Source organism: Halorubrum sp. B52, assembly GCF_059752555.1.
The window spans coordinates 66544-85020 of sequence record NZ_MWTG01000003.1; the positions used below are offsets into that span (position 1 = coordinate 66544).

General features: G+C 54.8%; 13 protein-coding genes. 7 read left to right on the forward strand and 6 right to left on the reverse strand.

All coding sequences use genetic code 11. The features are described from left to right. Positions 1-206: 206 nt before the first annotated feature. The 4 genes from B4V04_RS00560 (at position 207) to B4V04_RS00575 (ending at position 8781) form a co-directional block, all read left to right on the forward strand. Entirely contained in the window at positions 207-1595 is a 1389-nt protein-coding gene (locus B4V04_RS00560) for a hypothetical protein (RefSeq protein WP_498228438.1), read from the forward strand. Between the two features lie 378 nt (positions 1596-1973). Beyond that, entirely contained in the window at positions 1974-5306 is a 3333-nt protein-coding gene (locus tag B4V04_RS00565) for an ATP-binding protein (RefSeq protein ID WP_498228440.1), read from the forward strand. Beyond that, entirely contained in the window at positions 5303-5923 is a 621-nt protein-coding gene (locus B4V04_RS00570; protein ID WP_498228442.1) for a DUF7680 family protein, read from the forward strand. The genes B4V04_RS00565 and B4V04_RS00570 overlap by 4 nt, the downstream gene beginning before the upstream one ends. Continuing rightward, positions 5920-8781: a DUF1156 domain-containing protein gene (locus B4V04_RS00575; protein WP_498228444.1), complete on the forward strand. Its 2862-nt coding sequence runs from the start codon at positions 5920-5922 to the stop codon at positions 8779-8781. Before B4V04_RS00570 ends, B4V04_RS00575 begins: the two co-directional genes overlap by 4 nt. 221 nt (positions 8782-9002) lie before the next feature. On the opposite strand, the gene B4V04_RS00580 is transcribed toward B4V04_RS00575, so the two are convergent. Beyond that, entirely contained in the window at positions 9003-9683 is a 681-nt protein-coding gene (locus B4V04_RS00580; protein WP_143421035.1) for a DUF3800 domain-containing protein, read from the reverse strand. Positions 9684-9877: 194 nt separating this feature from the next. On the opposite strand from B4V04_RS00580, the gene B4V04_RS00585 reads away from it, so the two are divergent. Further along, positions 9878-13846, forward strand: coding sequence for a helicase-related protein (locus B4V04_RS00585; RefSeq protein ID WP_498228446.1), 3969 nt, complete (start codon positions 9878-9880; stop codon positions 13844-13846). 39 nt (positions 13847-13885) lie between these two features. Here the strand turns inward: B4V04_RS00585 and B4V04_RS00590 are convergent, their stop codons facing one another. The 4 genes from B4V04_RS00590 to B4V04_RS00605 all read right to left on the reverse strand — a co-directional run bounded on the left by B4V04_RS00590 (position 13886) and on the right by B4V04_RS00605 (position 15919). Continuing rightward, positions 13886-14023, reverse strand: a complete 138-nt coding sequence (locus B4V04_RS00590; RefSeq protein ID WP_245810848.1) for a hypothetical protein — start codon at positions 14021-14023, stop codon at positions 13886-13888. A 93-nt stretch (positions 14024-14116) separates the two neighbouring features. Further along, positions 14117-14932: a uracil-DNA glycosylase family protein gene (locus tag B4V04_RS00595; protein ID WP_498228448.1), complete on the reverse strand. Its 816-nt coding sequence runs from the start codon at positions 14930-14932 to the stop codon at positions 14117-14119. Positions 14933-15022: 90 nt separating this feature from the next. Continuing rightward, complete coding sequence (locus tag B4V04_RS00600) at positions 15023-15436, reverse strand: hypothetical protein (protein WP_498228450.1); 414 nt, start codon at positions 15434-15436, stop codon at positions 15023-15025. A gap of 153 nt (positions 15437-15589) precedes the next feature. After that, positions 15590-15919, reverse strand: coding sequence for a hypothetical protein (locus B4V04_RS00605; RefSeq protein WP_143421033.1), 330 nt, complete (start codon positions 15917-15919; stop codon positions 15590-15592). Positions 15920-16117: 198 nt separating this feature from the next. On the opposite strand from B4V04_RS00605, the gene B4V04_RS00610 reads away from it, so the two are divergent. Beyond that, positions 16118-16930 (forward strand): uracil-DNA glycosylase family protein, encoded by an 813-nt coding sequence (locus tag B4V04_RS00610; RefSeq protein ID WP_498228452.1) that lies wholly within the window; start codon positions 16118-16120, stop codon positions 16928-16930. 261 nt (positions 16931-17191) lie between these two features. On the opposite strand, the gene B4V04_RS00615 is transcribed toward B4V04_RS00610, so the two are convergent. Further along, positions 17192-17410 (reverse strand): hypothetical protein, encoded by a 219-nt coding sequence (locus tag B4V04_RS00615; RefSeq protein ID WP_498228454.1) that lies wholly within the window; start codon positions 17408-17410, stop codon positions 17192-17194. 251 nt (positions 17411-17661) lie between these two features. Here B4V04_RS00615 and B4V04_RS00620 point away from each other — a divergent pair, with 251 nt between their 5' ends. Continuing rightward, positions 17662-18396, forward strand: coding sequence for a ParB N-terminal domain-containing protein (locus tag B4V04_RS00620; RefSeq protein ID WP_498228455.1), 735 nt, complete (start codon positions 17662-17664; stop codon positions 18394-18396). The last annotated feature ends 81 nt before the right edge of the window (positions 18397-18477 follow it).

Here is an 18477-nt window from a genome sequence, read left to right on the forward strand (position 1 = left end):
TCGGCTTGATGGCCTTACGTGGTCGATAAAACGAGGACATCAGGCTCTGTTGAAATCCTCATCCGGTGATATGTTCTCGGAGCCGTGGTGAGTACAGAGGGTGTATACAGCAACTAGCCGTCGTTTTATTATATAGGTCAGCAGATAAAAATGGCCTCAATTGAAGTATCGGCGCTGAAACTCACTTGTAAATGACTCGTGTGCTGGTGAAGGGACCGGAAACCGCTCTTGCTGATGTTCATGCTGATTGGGATGAGGAAGAAAATCTGATCGACACTAACCTCGCATTCTACGATTTGAAGCACTTACAACACCGGAATCACGAAGTTGCCTATCCGACATTTGAGTCACTGAACAAGGAGCCAATTAAACTCCCAAGCAAGGGTGATGTGATCGATTATCTCAACGGTGGCAATAACATCGTGATTCGGTTGCCTACCAAGTCTGAGTTCCATCTGGAAGGCGAAGACCACGATGGTGATAAGGAGTGGTTTGAATTCGATCCATTTGCGTGGCTCCCAATCGATGTTGGACTTGACGAAGGCAAGAGTGGGGATCTCGTCACAGCGGAAACAGTGTGGGAGTGGTACTTTGACGATGATTTCCAATGGGAGACTGTTCTCCGACTCGGTGCAGCAATCAAGAATACTGGATCTGGATATCACGACCCCCGTCCGCCAAAATCTGGCCCAGTTCCCAGATCAAAATCATTGCCGCCATCGTCTGCGTACTTCCCTGGACCTGCTATTGAAGGACTGGCGATGAACAACGTGAAAGACCTTCTTGCGGCGATAGTGAATTTTCGTTCTAAGAGATATAGCGACGGGGAGATCGAAGAATCGGATGGTCAAATATACCTGTTGCCCCCTCACCCGTCTCGTGAATCCGGAGAATTCATCCGGGGGATGTTAGAACACGAATTTGATATTGATGTAGAGCACCGACCGGACTGGGTTGACGACTACATCCTTCCTAACGAGAGTAACTTTCAAGATCGAATTGAGCAGCTGGAGGCAGACCTCTCCACTCTCGAAGCCGACGTACAGGATGCTCGTCAGTACAGATCAATTCTATTTGAGGGAGACGATGAATTGGAAGAGCTAGTACCCGAGGTTTTCCGTAGATTGGGTCTGGACGTAGATGGTGAGATCTCGGGTGACCGGGATGGTGCCATCAAGCTGGAGGATCAAACATTCATTTTGGAAATCACAGGTCAGAACGACGGCGTCGACCATGGAAAGATACGACAGCTGGAAGATCATCTGGACAACGCAGCGAGCGAAGGATACGGAACGAATCGTATAGGCCTCCTCATTTTCAATCACTTCAAGAACAGAGATCCCGCCAACCGACAGTTGACGACGTCAAATTTCAAAGATCGACTAGAGAAACAGGACAGCAAACTGCTCACTACAGTTGATCTCTATCAGATTCTGTGTGACTATGAGCGAGGAGACATTGGCACTAAGGAAGTTGTAGACATACTCACTACTGGCGATACGATAATCCGCGCAAACAACCCACCCCGTCAATCTACCGGACAAACTGAGGGCCGTCTCGAATCTCTACGGAATCAACTAGGAGACATCTTATAATCTGACTCGGATAGAATCGGAGCGTCTGGTGGATGTAGCAAAAGTTCTCCGAGAACAAGGTGGGGTTGCGAGCAAGTAACAGCCACTAAGCTGAGAGTGGGTTTCTTTTACTCAGACAGACTCGGTAACAGTTATAATATCTCGCGAAGGTGATAGAATCATCCGGATGATTCGGAAGCGAATCAGGAAAAGCGCGGAAAGCCTCGGACGACCAAAGTTATCCGATCCAGAGTTTGATAAGCTATACACGCACACCGGAGATGGAGGACTACCGGACCCGCGGAGTCGACGAATCTATCATAGGCAAACAGTGGGGAACAACAAGACGGCTTCCTCACGGCCCCGAAGCCAACAGGACCGAAAACGTCGGAGATCAGAATGAGTAACGCAGAATTTCCAACGCTGTTCGACAGTTGTACACCGCGAGATGACGTTCTCGATGGAACGCTCCAAGAAGATCAATTTGCGGCTAGTCTAGCCACAGTCGCACATTCCTCTGACGAGGCCCCTCCGGTCTATCGTGATGCGGGCCTCTTCTTCGATATGACCTACCCGACAGACGGGTTACAAACACTTCTCAGCAACCTCACTGGAAGATTTCTTGCTAGCAGTGGACACGACAGCGGAGGGTATTCGAACAGCATCCTCTGCCTAGACACGCGGTTTGGGGGCGGTAAGACACACGACTTGATCGCCTCGTATCACCTTGCGACCCATCCTGGTGATATAGATAATCTTGAAGATCATCTCAACGACGGCGATGAGGACCTCGCGTCGTCCTATCACGATGCCACCGTTTCTGGTGATCTTGATGTCGACACTGCGGTCTTCGTCGGCGGGCACGTCGACGGCCGAAACGCACGTAGTGACCGCACGGATCCGGACGCCCCGAACACCCGAACTATGTGGGGGGAGATCGCTTATCAGCTCTACGGGTTGGAGGGGTACGAGTACATCAAGGAGTACGATCAAGACCGAAACGCTCCGGGCGGAAATACGCTGAAAGGACTGTTCGAGATCGGCGACGGGGCGTCGCTCGTCCTCATCGACGAAATTGCGGCGTATCTCGAAGCAGCGTCCGCCGTCGAAGTCGGAAACGCAACGCTAGCAAGCCAGACGCTGAGCTTCGTTCTATCACTCCTTGAGACGGCGTCGGAGACGGACGACGTTACCGTCGTGTACAGTATCGCTGATACGGCCTTCGAAGAGGAGGCTGACGAGATCCGAACGCTCGTCGACGAACTCAATCAGATCGGCCGTCGACAACACAAGACGGTCACGCCTACTTCCGAAACGGAGGTGGGACAAGTCCTTCAGCACAGGCTCTTCGAGGAGATTGACCATGACCAAGCTCAGTCTGCCGCAGAGTCATACTTCCAGTTCTACACCGGCGGAGACCGCCAGTTCCCACAGGAAGCTACTGATGCGAGCTTCGTCGACCGACTTGAACGAGAGTACCCGTTCCATCCGACGATCATCGATACCCTCACCGAGAAGATCGACACGATCCCGAAGTTTCAGCGCACCCGTGGCGCACTGAAGCTCCTCGCTCGGGCCGTATTCTACCTTTGGAACCACCAGCCGGCCAACTACGACCGACACTGGATCCGGCTGTACGATCTGACGCCGGCGGACGATGCTCCGGGCGGCAGCATCGATGGGACCCTCCGAGAGACGCTGTTCGAGTTCGTCGATCTCAGCTCTGCCGTCACTGCTGACATCTACAGTGAGGACGAGAACGCCCACGCACAACTCGAGGACCGCAAGTGGACGGAAAAAGGGATTCCACCGCTCGGAAGCCACCTGACAACAACTGTTTTGTGGCATAGTCTGGCCTACGGCGAGCAGGCAACCGGACTCACACGAGCGGAAATGAACGCGGCGCTCGGCCATCCCGACATCCGCTTCGACAACTACGACTCGGCACTGGATGCGCTGGCCGGAGGCGACATGAGCGTCGCGTGTTACTACCTCTACGACGAGGAGCGCGTCCGGTTCAAGTCCGATCCGAACCTCATTCGCATCATCGACCAGCGGGTCGACAACACCCCCGACGCGCAGGCGCGCTCTCGGTTCGAAGCTCGGCTCGACAGCGAGACGGGGACCGGAGCGTTCGATCCGGTGTCGCATCCGGAGTCGCCGGCCGATCTCCCGGACAAGGCATCGACGCCTCAGCTCGCGGTTATGCACATGGACACGGCACCGGTCACAGAGGAACTGCTAAACGACGATTCGAATCCGCAGGCGATTCCGGAGAAGGTCCAGTCGCTCTATCAGAAGTCGGCGTCGAAACAGGGCGGAGATGCCCAGAGTCGCGTTTACAAAAACTACGTCCTGTTCCTCGCACCCGACGACGAGCGTGTCACAAGCGCTGTCGACGAGGCCCGCCACCTAGAGGCCATCGAGGCGCTCCTCGACGACAGTCAACAGACTGCCGACCTCTCTGCGGATCAGATTGAGGACCTCAAGGAGCGTCAGAAGACGAAATACGGCCTACTTGGTGAGCTCGTCCGCGGGGTGTACCGCCACCTCTACTACGTCGACCGCGACGGCCTCACGCACATTACTATCAACGCGACCGAGGCCAACGGCGGGACGTCACTCGTCAACGCTGTCGAAGAGACGCTCGATGACCGGTTGATTCGGGCTGACGCCGGCCCCAAGGGCGTCGCGTTCTTCAAGCAGAAGCTCTGGCAGCAGACCCAGGACTCGATGACGACCCAGCAGCTCGTCGAGCAGTTCGCGAAGAAGCCGGGGCTCCCCTACCTCCTGAGCACGAAGCCGCTTCGGAAGACCGTCGCGAAGATGGTCGACGACGGGGGATACACCTACTGGGACGCGGAGTCCGAAACCGTGTACTGGGACGCCGACGCCGACGATCATCCCGAGAACTGGCGGAAGCGAAGCCCCCTCGCGGAGTCGCCGGACGTACGGACGTCGATCAGGGACACCGACGTGAAGATCGGGAACGAGTACGTGGTCTACACGGGTATCGAGTCTCTCCTCGACGTTCACCACGACTCGATTCGGCCGCCCGAAGCGGAGGAAGTCCAGTGCGCTGAGGACGGTTGTACGACGATGGTCGAGCCCTCCGGCGACGGGCCGGTGTACTGTGAGAACCACAAGAAGACCCCTGAGAAAGCTCGCTGTCAGAGCTGCGGTGATAAATACGACGAGAGCGAACTCAACGCGCAAGGAATCTGTCCCGACTGCGCGCGACCCTCGGGCTGGGACACGGCGACCAGTCAGATGGCCGCCTCTCGCGCGTTCAACGAGGTTCGGACCCACGCACTCTCGAAGGCGTCTGCGGACGGAACGCCGGGCGTCTCGCAGGTCACTGTCGAGGTGATGGGCGAGGACCGGCTCTCGAAAGGGTCGTTCATCGCTCAGCGCGAGGCGTTCACCGACCGCGCGGACGCCGTCTCGGTCCGGATGAGCTACGACGTGAAGACGTCGACCGGGACGAGCTACAACGCGAAGTATCAGGGCGGACTCGACGACTTCTCCCGCGTGACGAACCAGCCCGATCCATTCGGCGAGTCGATCAACGTCACGCTGAAGTTCCGCGTCGATCTCGACGAACCCGAAGCCCTAACCGACGACGAGGACGACGTGCTCGCAGAGTTACAGGCGGGGCTCGGCCAGACCAGCATCGACGTGAAGGTTCAAGCCAGAGGACCGGTCGAAGTACCCCCCGAGGCCACTCAATGACTACCGAATTCGATTCACCGCACGCCGGGACACCGACCGAGGACGCTCCCGTGTCCTCGTTCGGGAGCAGTGTCTACGGCGGGCGGCCGACGTTCGCGATGGTACGCCGCGAAGACTCGAACGGCGGCGAGGTGACGCTGTACGAACTTCTTCCCGAAGATCAGGCGGCCGCGCGTCGCGTCCGGCTCGAACGCCGCGGACGCTCGCTTAGCGTCGAATCCTTCGAGGCCGTCTTCGAGGACCCCACGGCCGAGGAGGCGACGCGCTGGGACTGGGACGGGTGGACTGCGGTGAAGGTCGCGCGTATCGACGGTGGGCGCTTTCGTGCGCTCTCTCCCCTTATCGAGGAGACGGTCGACGGCGCGGAACTCGACTCGTCAGCCGTGACCACCAGCGGCGCGGGTGACCTCTTCCTCCCGGAAACCGTCGGCGTCCGGCTGGCACTCGCGTTCCGCGGCATCAAGCCGCTCCAGCGCGTCGACAGGATGCGGTCCCTCTGTCGCGGCGTCGCTCACATGGGCGACGAGGAGTGTTACTACTGGCACGCGAAGTGTCGGTCCCCGTCCAGTCCAAATGGCGAGAAAGCCCTGCGAACCCTGCTGACTGACCACCTATGACAGACCACAACGACGACCTGAAGCCGCTCGCTATTGAGGGGAAGCTTCCGCTAAAAGCGGTAGGTATTGAAAATCTGAAGGAAGCGAATCCGAAGCACATGCCTCCCCACAGATATCTTCATCCATGGTATGCACGACGCCCAACCCCGGCATCAAGATTGGCCATATTGGCTTCAGTGCTGCCTGAAGGTACAGATGCAAATCAACTCCTCCGATGGATGCAGATAGGACCTAAGGAAAGCCATATCGAGGACATATCTGAATACGTTGAAAAAAAGAAAGCAACCGAAGATGAACGCGGTGGCTCTCTTGAGGATCATTATGGATATCCCAGACCGTTCACCAAGACTCCTAGCCACTCTGAGATAAATGAATTACATCAACAACTTCGTGAGTACTGGGATGGAGAACTGCCTACAGTTCTAGATCCTACGGCTGGTGGAGGGGTAATACCCTTTGAGTCCGTCCGATATGGTCTCCCCACAAAAGCAAACGAAATTAATCCAGTTGCTGGGTTGATACTCAAGGTCTTACTTCAATATGTGCCCGATCTCGGAGATATCTCCGATGATGTTCGACATTGGGGTGGGAAAATAAACAAATCGGCAAAGGAAAGCATCAATGAGTATTATCCATCTGTATCTGAGCGACAAACACCGGAAAGTTCTCCATGTACGTATGTTGTGGAGTGCAAATCTTGTGGCTGTGATATCCCTCTCATGCCTAAGTGGTTTGTTCGATATCGACGAAGCTCTCAAGATGTTGTTGTGAAGCCCCAAATCGATCAAGATGGAACTGTTAGCTACAATTGTATAGTTGACCCAAAAGATGGCCAATTCTCCAATTTTGACCCATCAACAGGGACTGTCTCTAGGGGAGGAGATGCAGAGTGCCTCAATTGCAACGTTGTCATGGAGAGTGAAGAAATAACAAAGGAGATCAAGAAAGGAAATTTCAGATATAGTATTGTTTGTGTGAAGTACATAACCGAAGATGGGGATTACGGATATCGATCTCCAAATGAGGAAGATAAAAGAGCTCTGGAGAAATCAGCAGAACGGATAGAGTCTGATTATGAAATTTCCTCTCTACTTCGAACGAATATTCCTTCCGGTAACAAGACTAAAGAAGCGCTAAGGTATGGGATTGAGGACTGGCAGGATCTCTTCTCGCCAAGGCAACTGATAGCTCACTATGAATATCTATCAGCATTCCAGATGTATAAAGAAGAAATTGTGGAAAATTATAGCCAGAAAAAAGCAGAAGGAATCCTAACAATACTCAGCTTAGTCTCTGCTAAAACAGTCGATTACAATACTCGGTTGTCCAGCTGGAATATGAATAGAGGTTATCCAAACCATATTTCCAAAGGAAAAAACTACGCTTTTCAGAGAGTTTTCGTTGATAATAATCCTACTGTTGGAACGATGGGGTATGAGTCTCATCTGCGAAAAATAACTGACTCATGTGATGAACTGGCTTCCTATATGCCAGATGAATCGACTCCTGCAGAATTGTCAAATGTTGATGCGGCAGATCTTGAGATAGCTGACTCTAATGTTGACTCAATTATTATTGATCCACCGTATTATAGCAGCGTGATGTATTCTGAACTATCTGACGTGTTTTATGTCTGGCATAAAGAATATCTAGGAGACATATTCCCGGATATGTTTGACTCTGAACTCACAAAGAAGGCGAATGAGGCTGTAGCGAATTCCAGCCAATTCGATGACCTTGCCGGGAACACCTCAAAGTCAGAACTAGCAGAAGAGTTCTATGAGAATAAAATGAGTTCAATATTCCAGGAGCTATATCGGGTGCTTTCACCGGGCGGGAGTATGACTGTAATGTTTACTCATAAGGAGACAGCGGCCTGGGATACGCTTACTATGTCTTTGATCAACTCTGGATTTACAATCACATCCACTCACCCGATTACAAGTGAAATGCCGCAGCGAGCGGGTATGAGATCTAGTGCATCTGCAGATACTACACTCCTTCTCACGGGCCGCAAACCCCACGAAGAGCGCGATCCCGAGAATGCGGTCCCGACACTCTGGAGCGACGTTGAGGCCGACACGCGAGCGGCCGCGAAGGAGGCTGCCCGAGACCTCCTCGAATCCGGCATCTCCCTGACGAAGACCGACGTCATCATTTCGGCGTTCGGGCCGACGCTCCGGGTCTTCGCCGACGCCTACCCCGTCGTCGACGACGAGGACGAGGAGGTCCCCCCGCGGAAGGCCCTCGAAACGGCACGCGAGGCCGTGACCCAAATCCTCGTCGACGAGTACCTGGAGGGGATGGACGTCGACACCCTCGACGACGTCACCGAGTGGTACGTCCTCTGCTGGCTCGTCCATGAGTCCGAGACGTTCTCCTACGATGACGGCCGCCAGCTCGGTCTCGGTATAGGCGTCGACATCGACGAGATCAAGCGCTCGACGAAGACCTGGCGCAAGAGCCGCGGCGACATCAGCCTCCGCGGGCACGAGGGTCGCGTCCAGAATATCAACGAAAAGCCCGAGGACCGGTCGAGCCGGCTGCCGATCGACCCGGATGACCTCTCGTTCCCGCGCTCGCTGGACGCCGTTCACGCCGCGATGCACGTCTACGACAAGAAGGGCGAAACGGTGACTATCGAGTGGCTCCGGGAACGGAACTACGACATGGACAGTCAGTTCAAGGCCACGCTGAAGGCGCTGCTTCAGGTGCTGCCGAAGAACCACGAGGACTGGGAGCTCGCTCGCGACTTGGCTGTCGGTCGTACGAGTGACGTGCTCGACCTCGACTTCGGTCCAAACATCTTCGCGGACGATCGCGAGGATACGTCACAGCAGAGTCTCGAAGAGTTCTGACGCAGGCGGGGGATTTCGGCCGTCTATCTACGTTTTTCGCTGTCGGTGGTGTTTCTTGGAAAAGCTTATACACGTATAGGATAGATGTATGGGTGTAAGCGGGTAAGAAGGCCAATGATTCCGCTAGACGGGGCATGAGGCCTTCGGCACCGCTTCAGCGGGTACGGAAGACGATGATTCCGCTAGACGGGGTATGAGTCTTCCCGCACCGCTGAAGTTTTCTAAAACTCCAGACTGGATAGCGTATCGAGCGCGTTATCGAAGTCGGATCCACGTCGAGCAGTGAATCGAAGGTTCGCTGCGACGTCCGCGAACTGGATACCTGGTACCTTCTTGCTATCTTTGATCGAAAAGTCGAATTCACCGGCTCGGTCCGTTGCCTCGAGCGATTCCTTCGGCTGAGACCAGATATCGCCGTCCAAAACGATTCGAACGTCATCGTAAGTTTCGGTCGTAAATCCGGAGTTGTACAGGATAGGATTGAGAACAGAGAGCAACAGCAGTGTTCGCATCGACATTTCTACCGGAATGTCTCCGTGAAGATCCCTCAGTGCGTTTCGGCCGACGGAGACGTCTAATTCGACGGTTCGATACCGAACCGGGAATCCCGACCACGGCAAAATACTCTGTTCGATAGTATTGTCCCCTCGAACCGTCTGCTGAAAGCTCCGGAACAGGAGGTCCGTTCCCGTCGGCTGTAGGTTCTTCCCCTTTAGCTCGTCAACACCACTCGGTAGCTCCTCACAATCTATGAGCAGACTCCTGAGAGTAGTCTGTGTCTCATTGAGTGCAGCGCGCGGCCCATTTGACGAGACAAACCAACACGCTGCGACGGTAAAGTACTCATCTGTCGACTCAGATCCGCTTTCGTCGACACAAATATAGAGAGATCTGTGTGTCATTACAGGCCGGTTAGCCTCTTATTCGAAGATATGTATTGACTAATATAATTATTGTGTAAATCCGGGAAGGAGCACGATTTAGTATCTATACGGGGTCTGTTATTGTAGAGTGCCGAGAGTAACTGATGACGTACCTTGTTAGTGACGAGCAAGATTAAGGGGGAACGGTGTCGAGTCAATACACGACTCACAGAATGCAGCATCTCAACGATCGGTCATGGTCCCCGATTTACGAAAGCAGGCCCAACAGTCGCGGGACATATCTTGTCGACGAGTTCTACGTTCCGGCGCTTGAACGGAGCGTCCAGTACGACCGTATTGCCGGATACTTTTCGAGTACAGCCCTCGCTGTTGCTTCCCAAGGAATCGATGCCCTCCTCGAACACGGCGGCGAGATGCGACTCGTCGTCGGAACCGACCTGTACAAATCTGACAAACCGGTCCTCGAACGACTAAGCGACGAACTTCGGGATTCCCTCGAAGAGCTTGACGACGAACAGCTCGATGCCCATCTTCAACTTCTCGCCCGGCTTCTCCGGGAGGAGCGACTCCACATCAAGGTCGCCGTTCCCCGAGAAGGGAGCTGGCAGATATTCCACCCGAAGATGGGCATCTTCCGTGATGACGATGATAACGCGCTCTCCTTCGAAGGGAGTGTCAACGAGACCATCGGGGGCTGGAAGCGAAACTACGAGCGATTCAAAGTCCATCGGTCGTGGGAGGATGGCGAGGACGCCTACGTCGATGCCGACGTCGATACGTTCGAACAGCTCTGGTCGAACGAGCACCCCTTCGTCGAGGTGTACGACCTGCCGGAAGCCATCGAGAGAGAGCTGATCGACTGGAAGGATCCCGATTCGGAATCTGAGATCAAGGAAGCGATTCAGATCGCGAGAGGAGAGGCACCAGCAACCGAACTGGACAAAGCGAACATCATCGCCGACGGTCCGCTCACGCCCGGTGGCCTCGCACTCGCGGAAGAGGCCTGTACGATCACCCCCTGGCCTCACCAGCGCGTCGTCTCCGACACGCTCGTGAACACCTACCCGAACAGCTTCCTCCTCTGTGACGAGGTCGGCCTCGGGAAGACCATCGAAGCCGGTCTCACGCTCTCCCGGCTTGGGCTCACGGACGAACTCGAAACCGGTCTCCTCCTCGTCCCGGCAAGCCTCCGACAGCAGTGGCAGGAAGAGCTATGGGAGAAATTCAATATCAACGCCTACCGGTTCGAACGTGGCAGCACCAACGAGTACGCCTTCATCGACGCCTTCGGGCAGGAACACGCGCCGCCGTCTCCGTCGGAACTGAACATCTCTGATGAGGAGCGAGAGCGCGCGTGGGTTGAGAGTCCGATATGGCGGTTCATCAATCGACAGTCTGCGACCACGGACTCTGAGTCCGTGTCTCAGACGCCGACGATTGTCATCATGTCGTGGCACACGGCGCGACTCGAGGACCGTTGGGATCAAGTTGCGCCTCGTGACAGCGGCCGAGTCCGAACCCGAGATAGTGTCCCTGCGAGTGGACGCGGACGGGGCCCGAACAATCGTGAGGGCGTCTGGGATGCCGTGATCGTCGACGAGGCCCACAACGCTCGGAAGGGCAGCAGTTTCTACGGTATGCTCGACCGGCTCCGGGACCACACGCAGTGCTACTACTTCCTTACTGCGACGCCGATGCAACTGCACGCTGGCGAGCTCTACGATCTGATGGCTCTTCTCGACCTCCCAGAACAGTGGGACAACGAGGACCGGTTCGTCGATTTCTTCGAAACTCGACAGGCGCTCTCTCAGGCGATCCATACGGTCGTCGATACGGATGGATCTGAATCGGACACCTCCTCCTGGTCAGCGCAAGCGACGCTTGACGAGAACCGATATCAAGACCGACTGCCCGCCGAACGAACCCTCTCCGACGACATCTTCGATGAAGTGGCGGGACTACTCGAAATCAAAGCAGATGGGAGCCAGGCACGTTCTATCGCGAAGGAACGCGTGCTAAAGGCATGTACGCTTGCCGCAGGGTACGGTGAACACTTCGACGGATACATCGAGGTCTTCGAGACGGCTCTCGATGAGCATGACATCGACCCGTTCGAGGCGAAAGAAGACGAGAAGCTCAAATATCTCCTGTATCCGGAGTGGAAAGCGGACGACGAATGGCTCACCTATGGGCGGAACGACCGGTTGAACGCCCTCGATGATCTCTCCGAATCTGGTTGGAGGGTTGTTCAGGATGTTCTCGCCGGATCCACGCCTGTCGACGCGCTTATCCACCGGAACACACGAGACACGCTCCGGAAGTACGAACAGGTTGGGCTACTCGACGAGACGGTCCCGAACCGGGACCCTGAACAGCGCCAGATTGAGCTGACCGACGAGACGCGTCGCGTATACGACCGGATCGACGACTACACACGGAAGTTCTACAAACTCGCGCAGCAGTCTGACGAGGTCGAAAATCGGGCGATCGGGTTCGTAATGACGACGTATCGGCAGCGACTGACTAGCAGCATCTACGCGATTTCACAGAGCCTCCAGCACCGCCTTGAAAAACTTCGTACACAACAAGCGGTTCTCGAACAGAAACAGCAGGCTGTGAAACAAGCAAGAGGACCGACGTTTGGCTCAGATTCGAACACCGGTCAAGTGTTACTGGACTCCTTGTCGGAGCAAGACCTCTCAGACTTCGATAGCTTGGACGATATTGACGGTGGATTTGAGGATATAGACCTCACCGAGATAATTCCGAATGTCACAGAGGCAGGGGTGGATCTACTTGAACAGGAGATCGAGGAGCTCGAATCCTTCGTCAGTGATCTGCGGCAGATCGATCGTGATCCGAAAGTCGATCAGCTGATTGACGACCTCGGTGAACTTGATCGCGAGGGCCACAACCGAGTCATCATCTTCACCCAGTATACGGACACGATGGATTTCATTCGCAGCAGTCTCGTCTCGATACACGGTGAAACCGTCGCTACCTACTCTGGCCGTGGAGGAGAGATGTACGACGCGGATGAAGAGTCGTGGAGAACGGTCGGGAAAGAGCGGGTCAAACGCGAATTCGCTACCGATGAAGGTCAAGTGGACATTCTCGTCTGTACGGACTCAGCCAGTGAAGGCCTCAATCTTCAGGAGTGTGGGGCCCTCATCAACTACGATCTTCCGTGGAATCCGATGCGTGTTGAGCAGCGTATTGGACGCATTGACCGCATCGGACAGCGATACGATGAGGTCGAAATCCTCAATTACAGCTACAAGGACACTGTCGAGACAGACATTTACGAGCGCCTTGACGACCGGATCGATCTCTTCGAGAACGTCGTTGGTGAGATGCAGCCTGTCCTCTCTGGAGTGAGCAAACAGATTCGAACAGCGACTCTGGAAAAGGATAGAGATGAGAGCCACGAGGCAGTCGCGGAAGCTGACCGTGAGTTTTCCGAACAGATAGAGAACCAAGATCAGAGCGACCGTGTGGATGTAGGGGAGTCCCTTGAGACGGTGGAGCCATTGGTCGCACAGGACGTTATCGACGAGGCGAGACTCGACGCGTGGCAGTCGTACAGCCATCCGGACATCGGGGAAACACGAGAAGAGGATTATCGATATCCAGCACCGTATCAAAAATCAAGTCTGGAAGCTGTTCTCGTCGAGAATGAGACGCTTTCTGACACTGGGGTGACTTTCACTCCGGTCACTGAGATTGATATCGACATTACAAACAGCGAATATGGGGGCGAGTTCGAACACGAAGAAACGACCTACTGTCTGAGATGGAACGGTATGGAACTACCGGAGCCAGACGGCGAGCAGACGTTTGCCCAGTTTATTGCCCCAAGCGAGGATTCGGTTGCTGTGACGTTTTCGTCAGATTGCGCCGACGAATTCCCATCGATACATCACTTCGCGCCAGGGAACCCTCTCCTCCGTGAATTGATTGAGACGCTCCGTGAGACAAGCGATGAGCCAAGGCGGTTAGTGCGGCAGGCTGAATTCAGAGAGACAGTCACGGAACGCCCCACTGTCTGTGGGTGGACGCGTAACGAGAAAATCGGACGAGTGAGCAGCGACGGTGAAGTTATTGAAGATCTCGACATAGACCTTATCGATTCGTGGTTTACTGAATTTCAGGAAAACTATGAGAAAACGACCTCACAGTAGGAAGAGATAGCAATCTGGCCGTCGCCGGCGTCGGCGGGCTCAGTTCTCTTCTACGGAGAACTCAATTTCCGGGTGTTCGTACGTGTAGCACTTTATGCCGTTATCCGCACAGTAGTCCGCTAGTCCCATGGGAAGCACGTCAATTTCTTCGAAGTCAGTAAAGAACGCGACTGTCACCTCACTACTCCCATCCGGACTCTACAACGACTGACGTGTCCGGATCGTTGACCTCGGTCGCGATGGTGCGGCCCGACCGGCTGTTAGTCCGGATCAGATTTCACCACTCTGTATTTGAGAAACTAGGTCATCCGCGAATAATTTGTAATAGCGCTCGGAATCGTTCTTTCCACTCAGGCCACTCAGATCGATTTCTTCCTTCGTTTCTGACCGGACGCCCCGAGACGGGTGTGCAGTTGGGATGTATTTGAAACTGTAGCCGTCAACATCGAGCACTCTAAGGCCGGATTCTGAGTTACCTGTCGCGATCGGTCTATTAAATTCGCCTCCTAGTGAGTCGATATCAAATACATCGGAGAAGATACGATAGACATCTGCTCCAAGTCCAACTACGTAACCCGGATTTACCGCAGAGAGTTCATCAGCAAGATACCCCTCGTGGTTATCTCCTATTCCCGCACACTGTCTCTCTGCTGAACTGTTATTCTGTGCCAGTTCATTACATTTCTTAGCTTGAGTCCAGTAAGCCGATAACTCGGAATCAATTCGCTCGAACAGAGGCTTGGTCAGAGATAGGCTTCCCGCGTTATCTGGGACTTCGCTTATCTTGGGATTCCGAACATCCTCGAATGAGTTTTTTGTATGGTTCGTTTCGTTGTCCCCTTCGTCCCCGATACTACCTCTACCGGGTTCATGACCAAGAATCACAATCTCAACGTCGTCAAGATCTCCATCGCCGTACCAAGGGCGGTGACCGTGAGAGCTTTGTCGCGTGTCGCGATCTCCCGGAAAGTCAGATCGATTTGACCAGTGTGCTGGACAGTCTTCACACTGATTATCTCCGTCTCTTGGTGTCCAATTGTCCCAGAGCCGGTTACAAAATTCAAGTGTCGCTTCACTTGATCCCATGCGAATTGATATTAGCCTATCATAATGAATGTGTAGGCTTAATTTCAAGAAAGGATCAGTCTGGGGACACTCACGTAGCCGACAACCCAGTCAGCTCTCTTCAGTAAATATCCCCAGTTCGGCCCTGTCGTACTCGTATGTGTCCGGAACCCGTTCAATGACCCGAACAACCGTATTTGCGGAAAAGTTGGCTTCGAGGTATAGATCGGTGTCCGGTATCTTGTGGGGCGCGACAACCTCGGACTGTCGCTCCTCTTCCACGAAGTAACTCCGCGTCCGGCCGTCGATGTCGGTGATACGCTCGGGATCCTCTACATTACGAAGGAGCGCGACGACGGCCGCCGTCAGCGCGTCCCCCCAGCTGTCAACATCGCGCGCCTCACCGAGGACCTTGATCGCCGAGAGCGTCGTACCAGTGTAGTCGTCGACGTCGTCGGACTCGCTCGACGCTGACTCGGTGATGAGATCCTCGCAACTGACGTTTTGGAGAAGCATGTTGACCATTTCGGCGAACTCCTGGTACGCGCCGTGGGGGAAGACGTACTTCTCGCTCTGTTTGTTGTAGGCGGCTCTGTTGAAATCCTCAGTAGGTGATATGTTCTTGGAGACGTGCTGAATACAGAGCGCGAATCAGTCGCATATCAGTGCCGTATACCTCTACGCCGGAGGTACCCACACATCCTGTAGGATTTTGTGCGCCTCTGCCATAACCTGGGCGCGGCGTTCATTATCGGCATGCTGTGCTTCTCGGAGCATTCGCAACACACGGTCGATCTCTTGTTGACTCTCTTCTGGTGCGGACTGAATCTTTTCCAGTTCCTCAATCGCAACGTAAAAACACGAATCGCGGAGCGTCACTCCTTGACCCGCACTATCCGGCTCATCGTAGCCGGTCGATCCGGGTTGAGCGCTCCCTTCACGTGTCATATCTATCGCCTCTGCAAGGTGCGTATTATCTGTAACATCATCTCCACTTACGTAATCCATACCTGCTTGTTGGTATGAATGGTAATTAACACTTGTTGAGGTGAATACATCGCCTCAGAACGTAAGGGAGGTACTGAATCTTTCTTCTGTATCTCGCACGCTGAACTCATCAGTTCTTAAGGATTTCAACGGAGCCAGATTTATTCTAATTGGACAACCCGAACTATCAATTAGCCCGCTAGATACCACACAGAGACGATGGACGTAACGACCGCTCGCAAGCTCCTCTCGGAGATCGACAAGCCGACAGAGCCAACGCTTCAAGAGCTACAGGAGACGGCGATCGGAAGCGTCGAGACGGTCCTTTCGGACGCTGGGTTCCCTATTCGAGAGGAGGTCAGCCGGCGGCTCTCATACACGTACTACTACGACTGGGAGACTGACGATCCGGACATCGTCCTCCTCGTTCAGGATCCAGGGAACCTCCATGAACGTCACCTGTCGGAACTGCGTCCGCAGAATCCACTCGCCGGCGAATGTTCGGCTCGCGATCAGATCGGCGTCTACCGCGAGTTTGCCAAGAGCTGGCTGACCGGTCGAAATGCTGACTTCTCGGAGCGTTTTTTCGAGACGCTCGCCCGTCATGATCTTATTTCGCTCCCAAATGGCTGGCACCAGTACGTCGACTCCGGACAGTTCTATCGAGACTTCTACCTCGGCGACGTCGTGAAGTACCGCGTCGACGGTTTCGGAGTTGCCGCCGAGCGCGCCTCGTATCAACACCTCCTCGAACGGGAACTCCGAGCGTTGAATCCGGAGCTTGTGATCACCTTCGGCGGAAACGCGTGGCCGGCACTCCAACGCTCGACCGCGCCTGAACCCGTCATGGATACCGACGCCGACCCGGAGAGCATTATGTCCATCCATGGGACACTCCACCGGATCTCCGAACCGGTCAATACCTACGTACTCCCGCTGGCCCACATGAGTGGACAGGTCTGGTGGCGGTTCCCGCCCGACGAGTACATTTCGCAACTCAGCGAGGCGCTTGAACTGCTCGAACGTCAGTAGTGAAAACGACGGAGCGTGACACGCATCGGCTCGATATGAGATAGCGACTCAACTGAGCTCCTCGTAGAGAACGGTCACGTGTCTGGACGGGCAGACTACATGTCGAGATAGGGGCCGCAATCCCCCGCGGGTGGGTATACATTGGCCCCCGTCGACGGACACGACGGCGTCGCTGTCTGCCGTGTTCGATCGCTCATCTAAACCGCCAGCAATTTGTCTGACGGTGGAACGTGTCGGGAAACCATAGAGGAAGTAAGGTCCTTAACCAACAGAACTGCCATCGAGGGCGCTAGTGTTGGTTAAGACCAAGGCGCTACTCGTCGACGGCGCGGTCGTCGAGTGGGTTCGGCATCGGGAGGTCTTCGATGTCGGCCTCGATCTCCTCCGTAGAGACTCCGACTCTTCGGCGAGGAACTCACTCACGCGCTCGCCGAGGTCGCCGGCAGCATCTTCGAACGCCTCGAGCTCGGCGTCGCTCATGGACTCGCCCCGCCAGTCGAATCCTGATTCAGATCGTCCCATATCTCGAACTTCCCGAGCAGCACGTCGGCGTGCTGCCCGATGTACGTGATACAGTAGCGCGGCGCTCGTGGTAAACTCACAGTAAGGAGATCATCCCTCAACCGGCGCCGAACAGCCAGTGTACTCGATAGGCGCTGCTGGCGATGCTCGCGCCAGCCGATTACCGGCCGGCACAGAACTACAATAAGCTGCGGGAGAAACCTCCTCCTATGTCGAGAGAGGAACGATGGGCTGACAGCCCATTCTTTCCGGGCGACCTCGTGGTCGATCAAGATAATCCGTGGGACGAGGGTGTCGTCGTTGCTCTCCCGAACAAGAATGCCGACGAGTGGAACGTTCCTGGCCGAGGTCGCCTGTCAGAGGACAATCCGGAATACCCCAAAGACGACGATGTCGTCTGTATCCTCTTTGGTGATACCTTGGATGAAGAGTTTCCATATTACAGCGGTGTGAAGCCACTGAGTTTATCAAACCTCAGCAAGGAAGGCGTCAAATTCTATTCATTCCCAGGTAAGCGGCTACGGAAAGTAGGGGAGCTCGGACCCCACGATGTTCCGCTCTCGAAGGTTCTCCCATCACCCTACCACTCTCGAACATTCGATGTCGACGAAGAAATTCGCCTGATAGCCGAATTGGATCGGGAAGACGGTCTCCCCAAACCGGCACTTCTTCAAGCCGTCGATGACGGTTATTTCACCATCCTGAACGGTCACAAGCGAATTTGGGCTGCTCACGTGCTTAGATATAGCTCTGTCAAAGCACGGTGTATGTATCTGGATGACCTCCACGCGGCGCAGATCTTCGCCAGTCGCCACCTCGATGAGGATCCCGAGGAGAGTGACCATAGCGACGCCTCGCGGACGGCGGCGATCGAAGCCTTGCGTGATGACTGGGGAGAGACGGCCAGCCAGATTCCGGGTGTCCCGCCCAGTGCCCAGCGTTAACCCACAAACGCTGCTTTCGTCTTCTATTTTTAAGTTGGCCGCTCACGAACTGGAACAAGTGCTCAATGGTAATGTAGTGAT

Coding starts and splice junctions, on each gene's coding strand:
- B4V04_RS00565 (WP_498228440.1), top strand. CDS start 1,974: ATGAGTAACGCAGAATTTCCAACGCTGTTCGACAGTTGTACACCGCGA.
- B4V04_RS00570 (WP_498228442.1), top strand. CDS start 5,303: ATGACTACCGAATTCGATTCACCGCACGCCGGGACACCGACCGAGGAC.
- B4V04_RS00575 (WP_498228444.1), top strand. CDS start 5,920: ATGACAGACCACAACGACGACCTGAAGCCGCTCGCTATTGAGGGGAAG.
- B4V04_RS00580 (WP_143421035.1), bottom strand. CDS start 9,683: ATGACACACAGATCTCTCTATATTTGTGTCGACGAAAGCGGATCTGAG.
- B4V04_RS00585 (WP_498228446.1), top strand. CDS start 9,878: ATGCAGCATCTCAACGATCGGTCATGGTCCCCGATTTACGAAAGCAGG.
- B4V04_RS00595 (WP_498228448.1), bottom strand. CDS start 14,932: ATGGGATCAAGTGAAGCGACACTTGAATTTTGTAACCGGCTCTGGGAC.
- B4V04_RS00600 (WP_498228450.1), bottom strand. CDS start 15,436: ATGGTCAACATGCTTCTCCAAAACGTCAGTTGCGAGGATCTCATCACC.
- B4V04_RS00605 (WP_143421033.1), bottom strand. CDS start 15,919: ATGGATTACGTAAGTGGAGATGATGTTACAGATAATACGCACCTTGCA.
- B4V04_RS00610 (WP_498228452.1), top strand. CDS start 16,118: ATGGACGTAACGACCGCTCGCAAGCTCCTCTCGGAGATCGACAAGCCG.
- B4V04_RS00615 (WP_498228454.1), bottom strand. CDS start 17,410: ATGAGCGACGCCGAGCTCGAGGCGTTCGAAGATGCTGCCGGCGACCTC.
- B4V04_RS00620 (WP_498228455.1), top strand. CDS start 17,662: ATGTCGAGAGAGGAACGATGGGCTGACAGCCCATTCTTTCCGGGCGAC.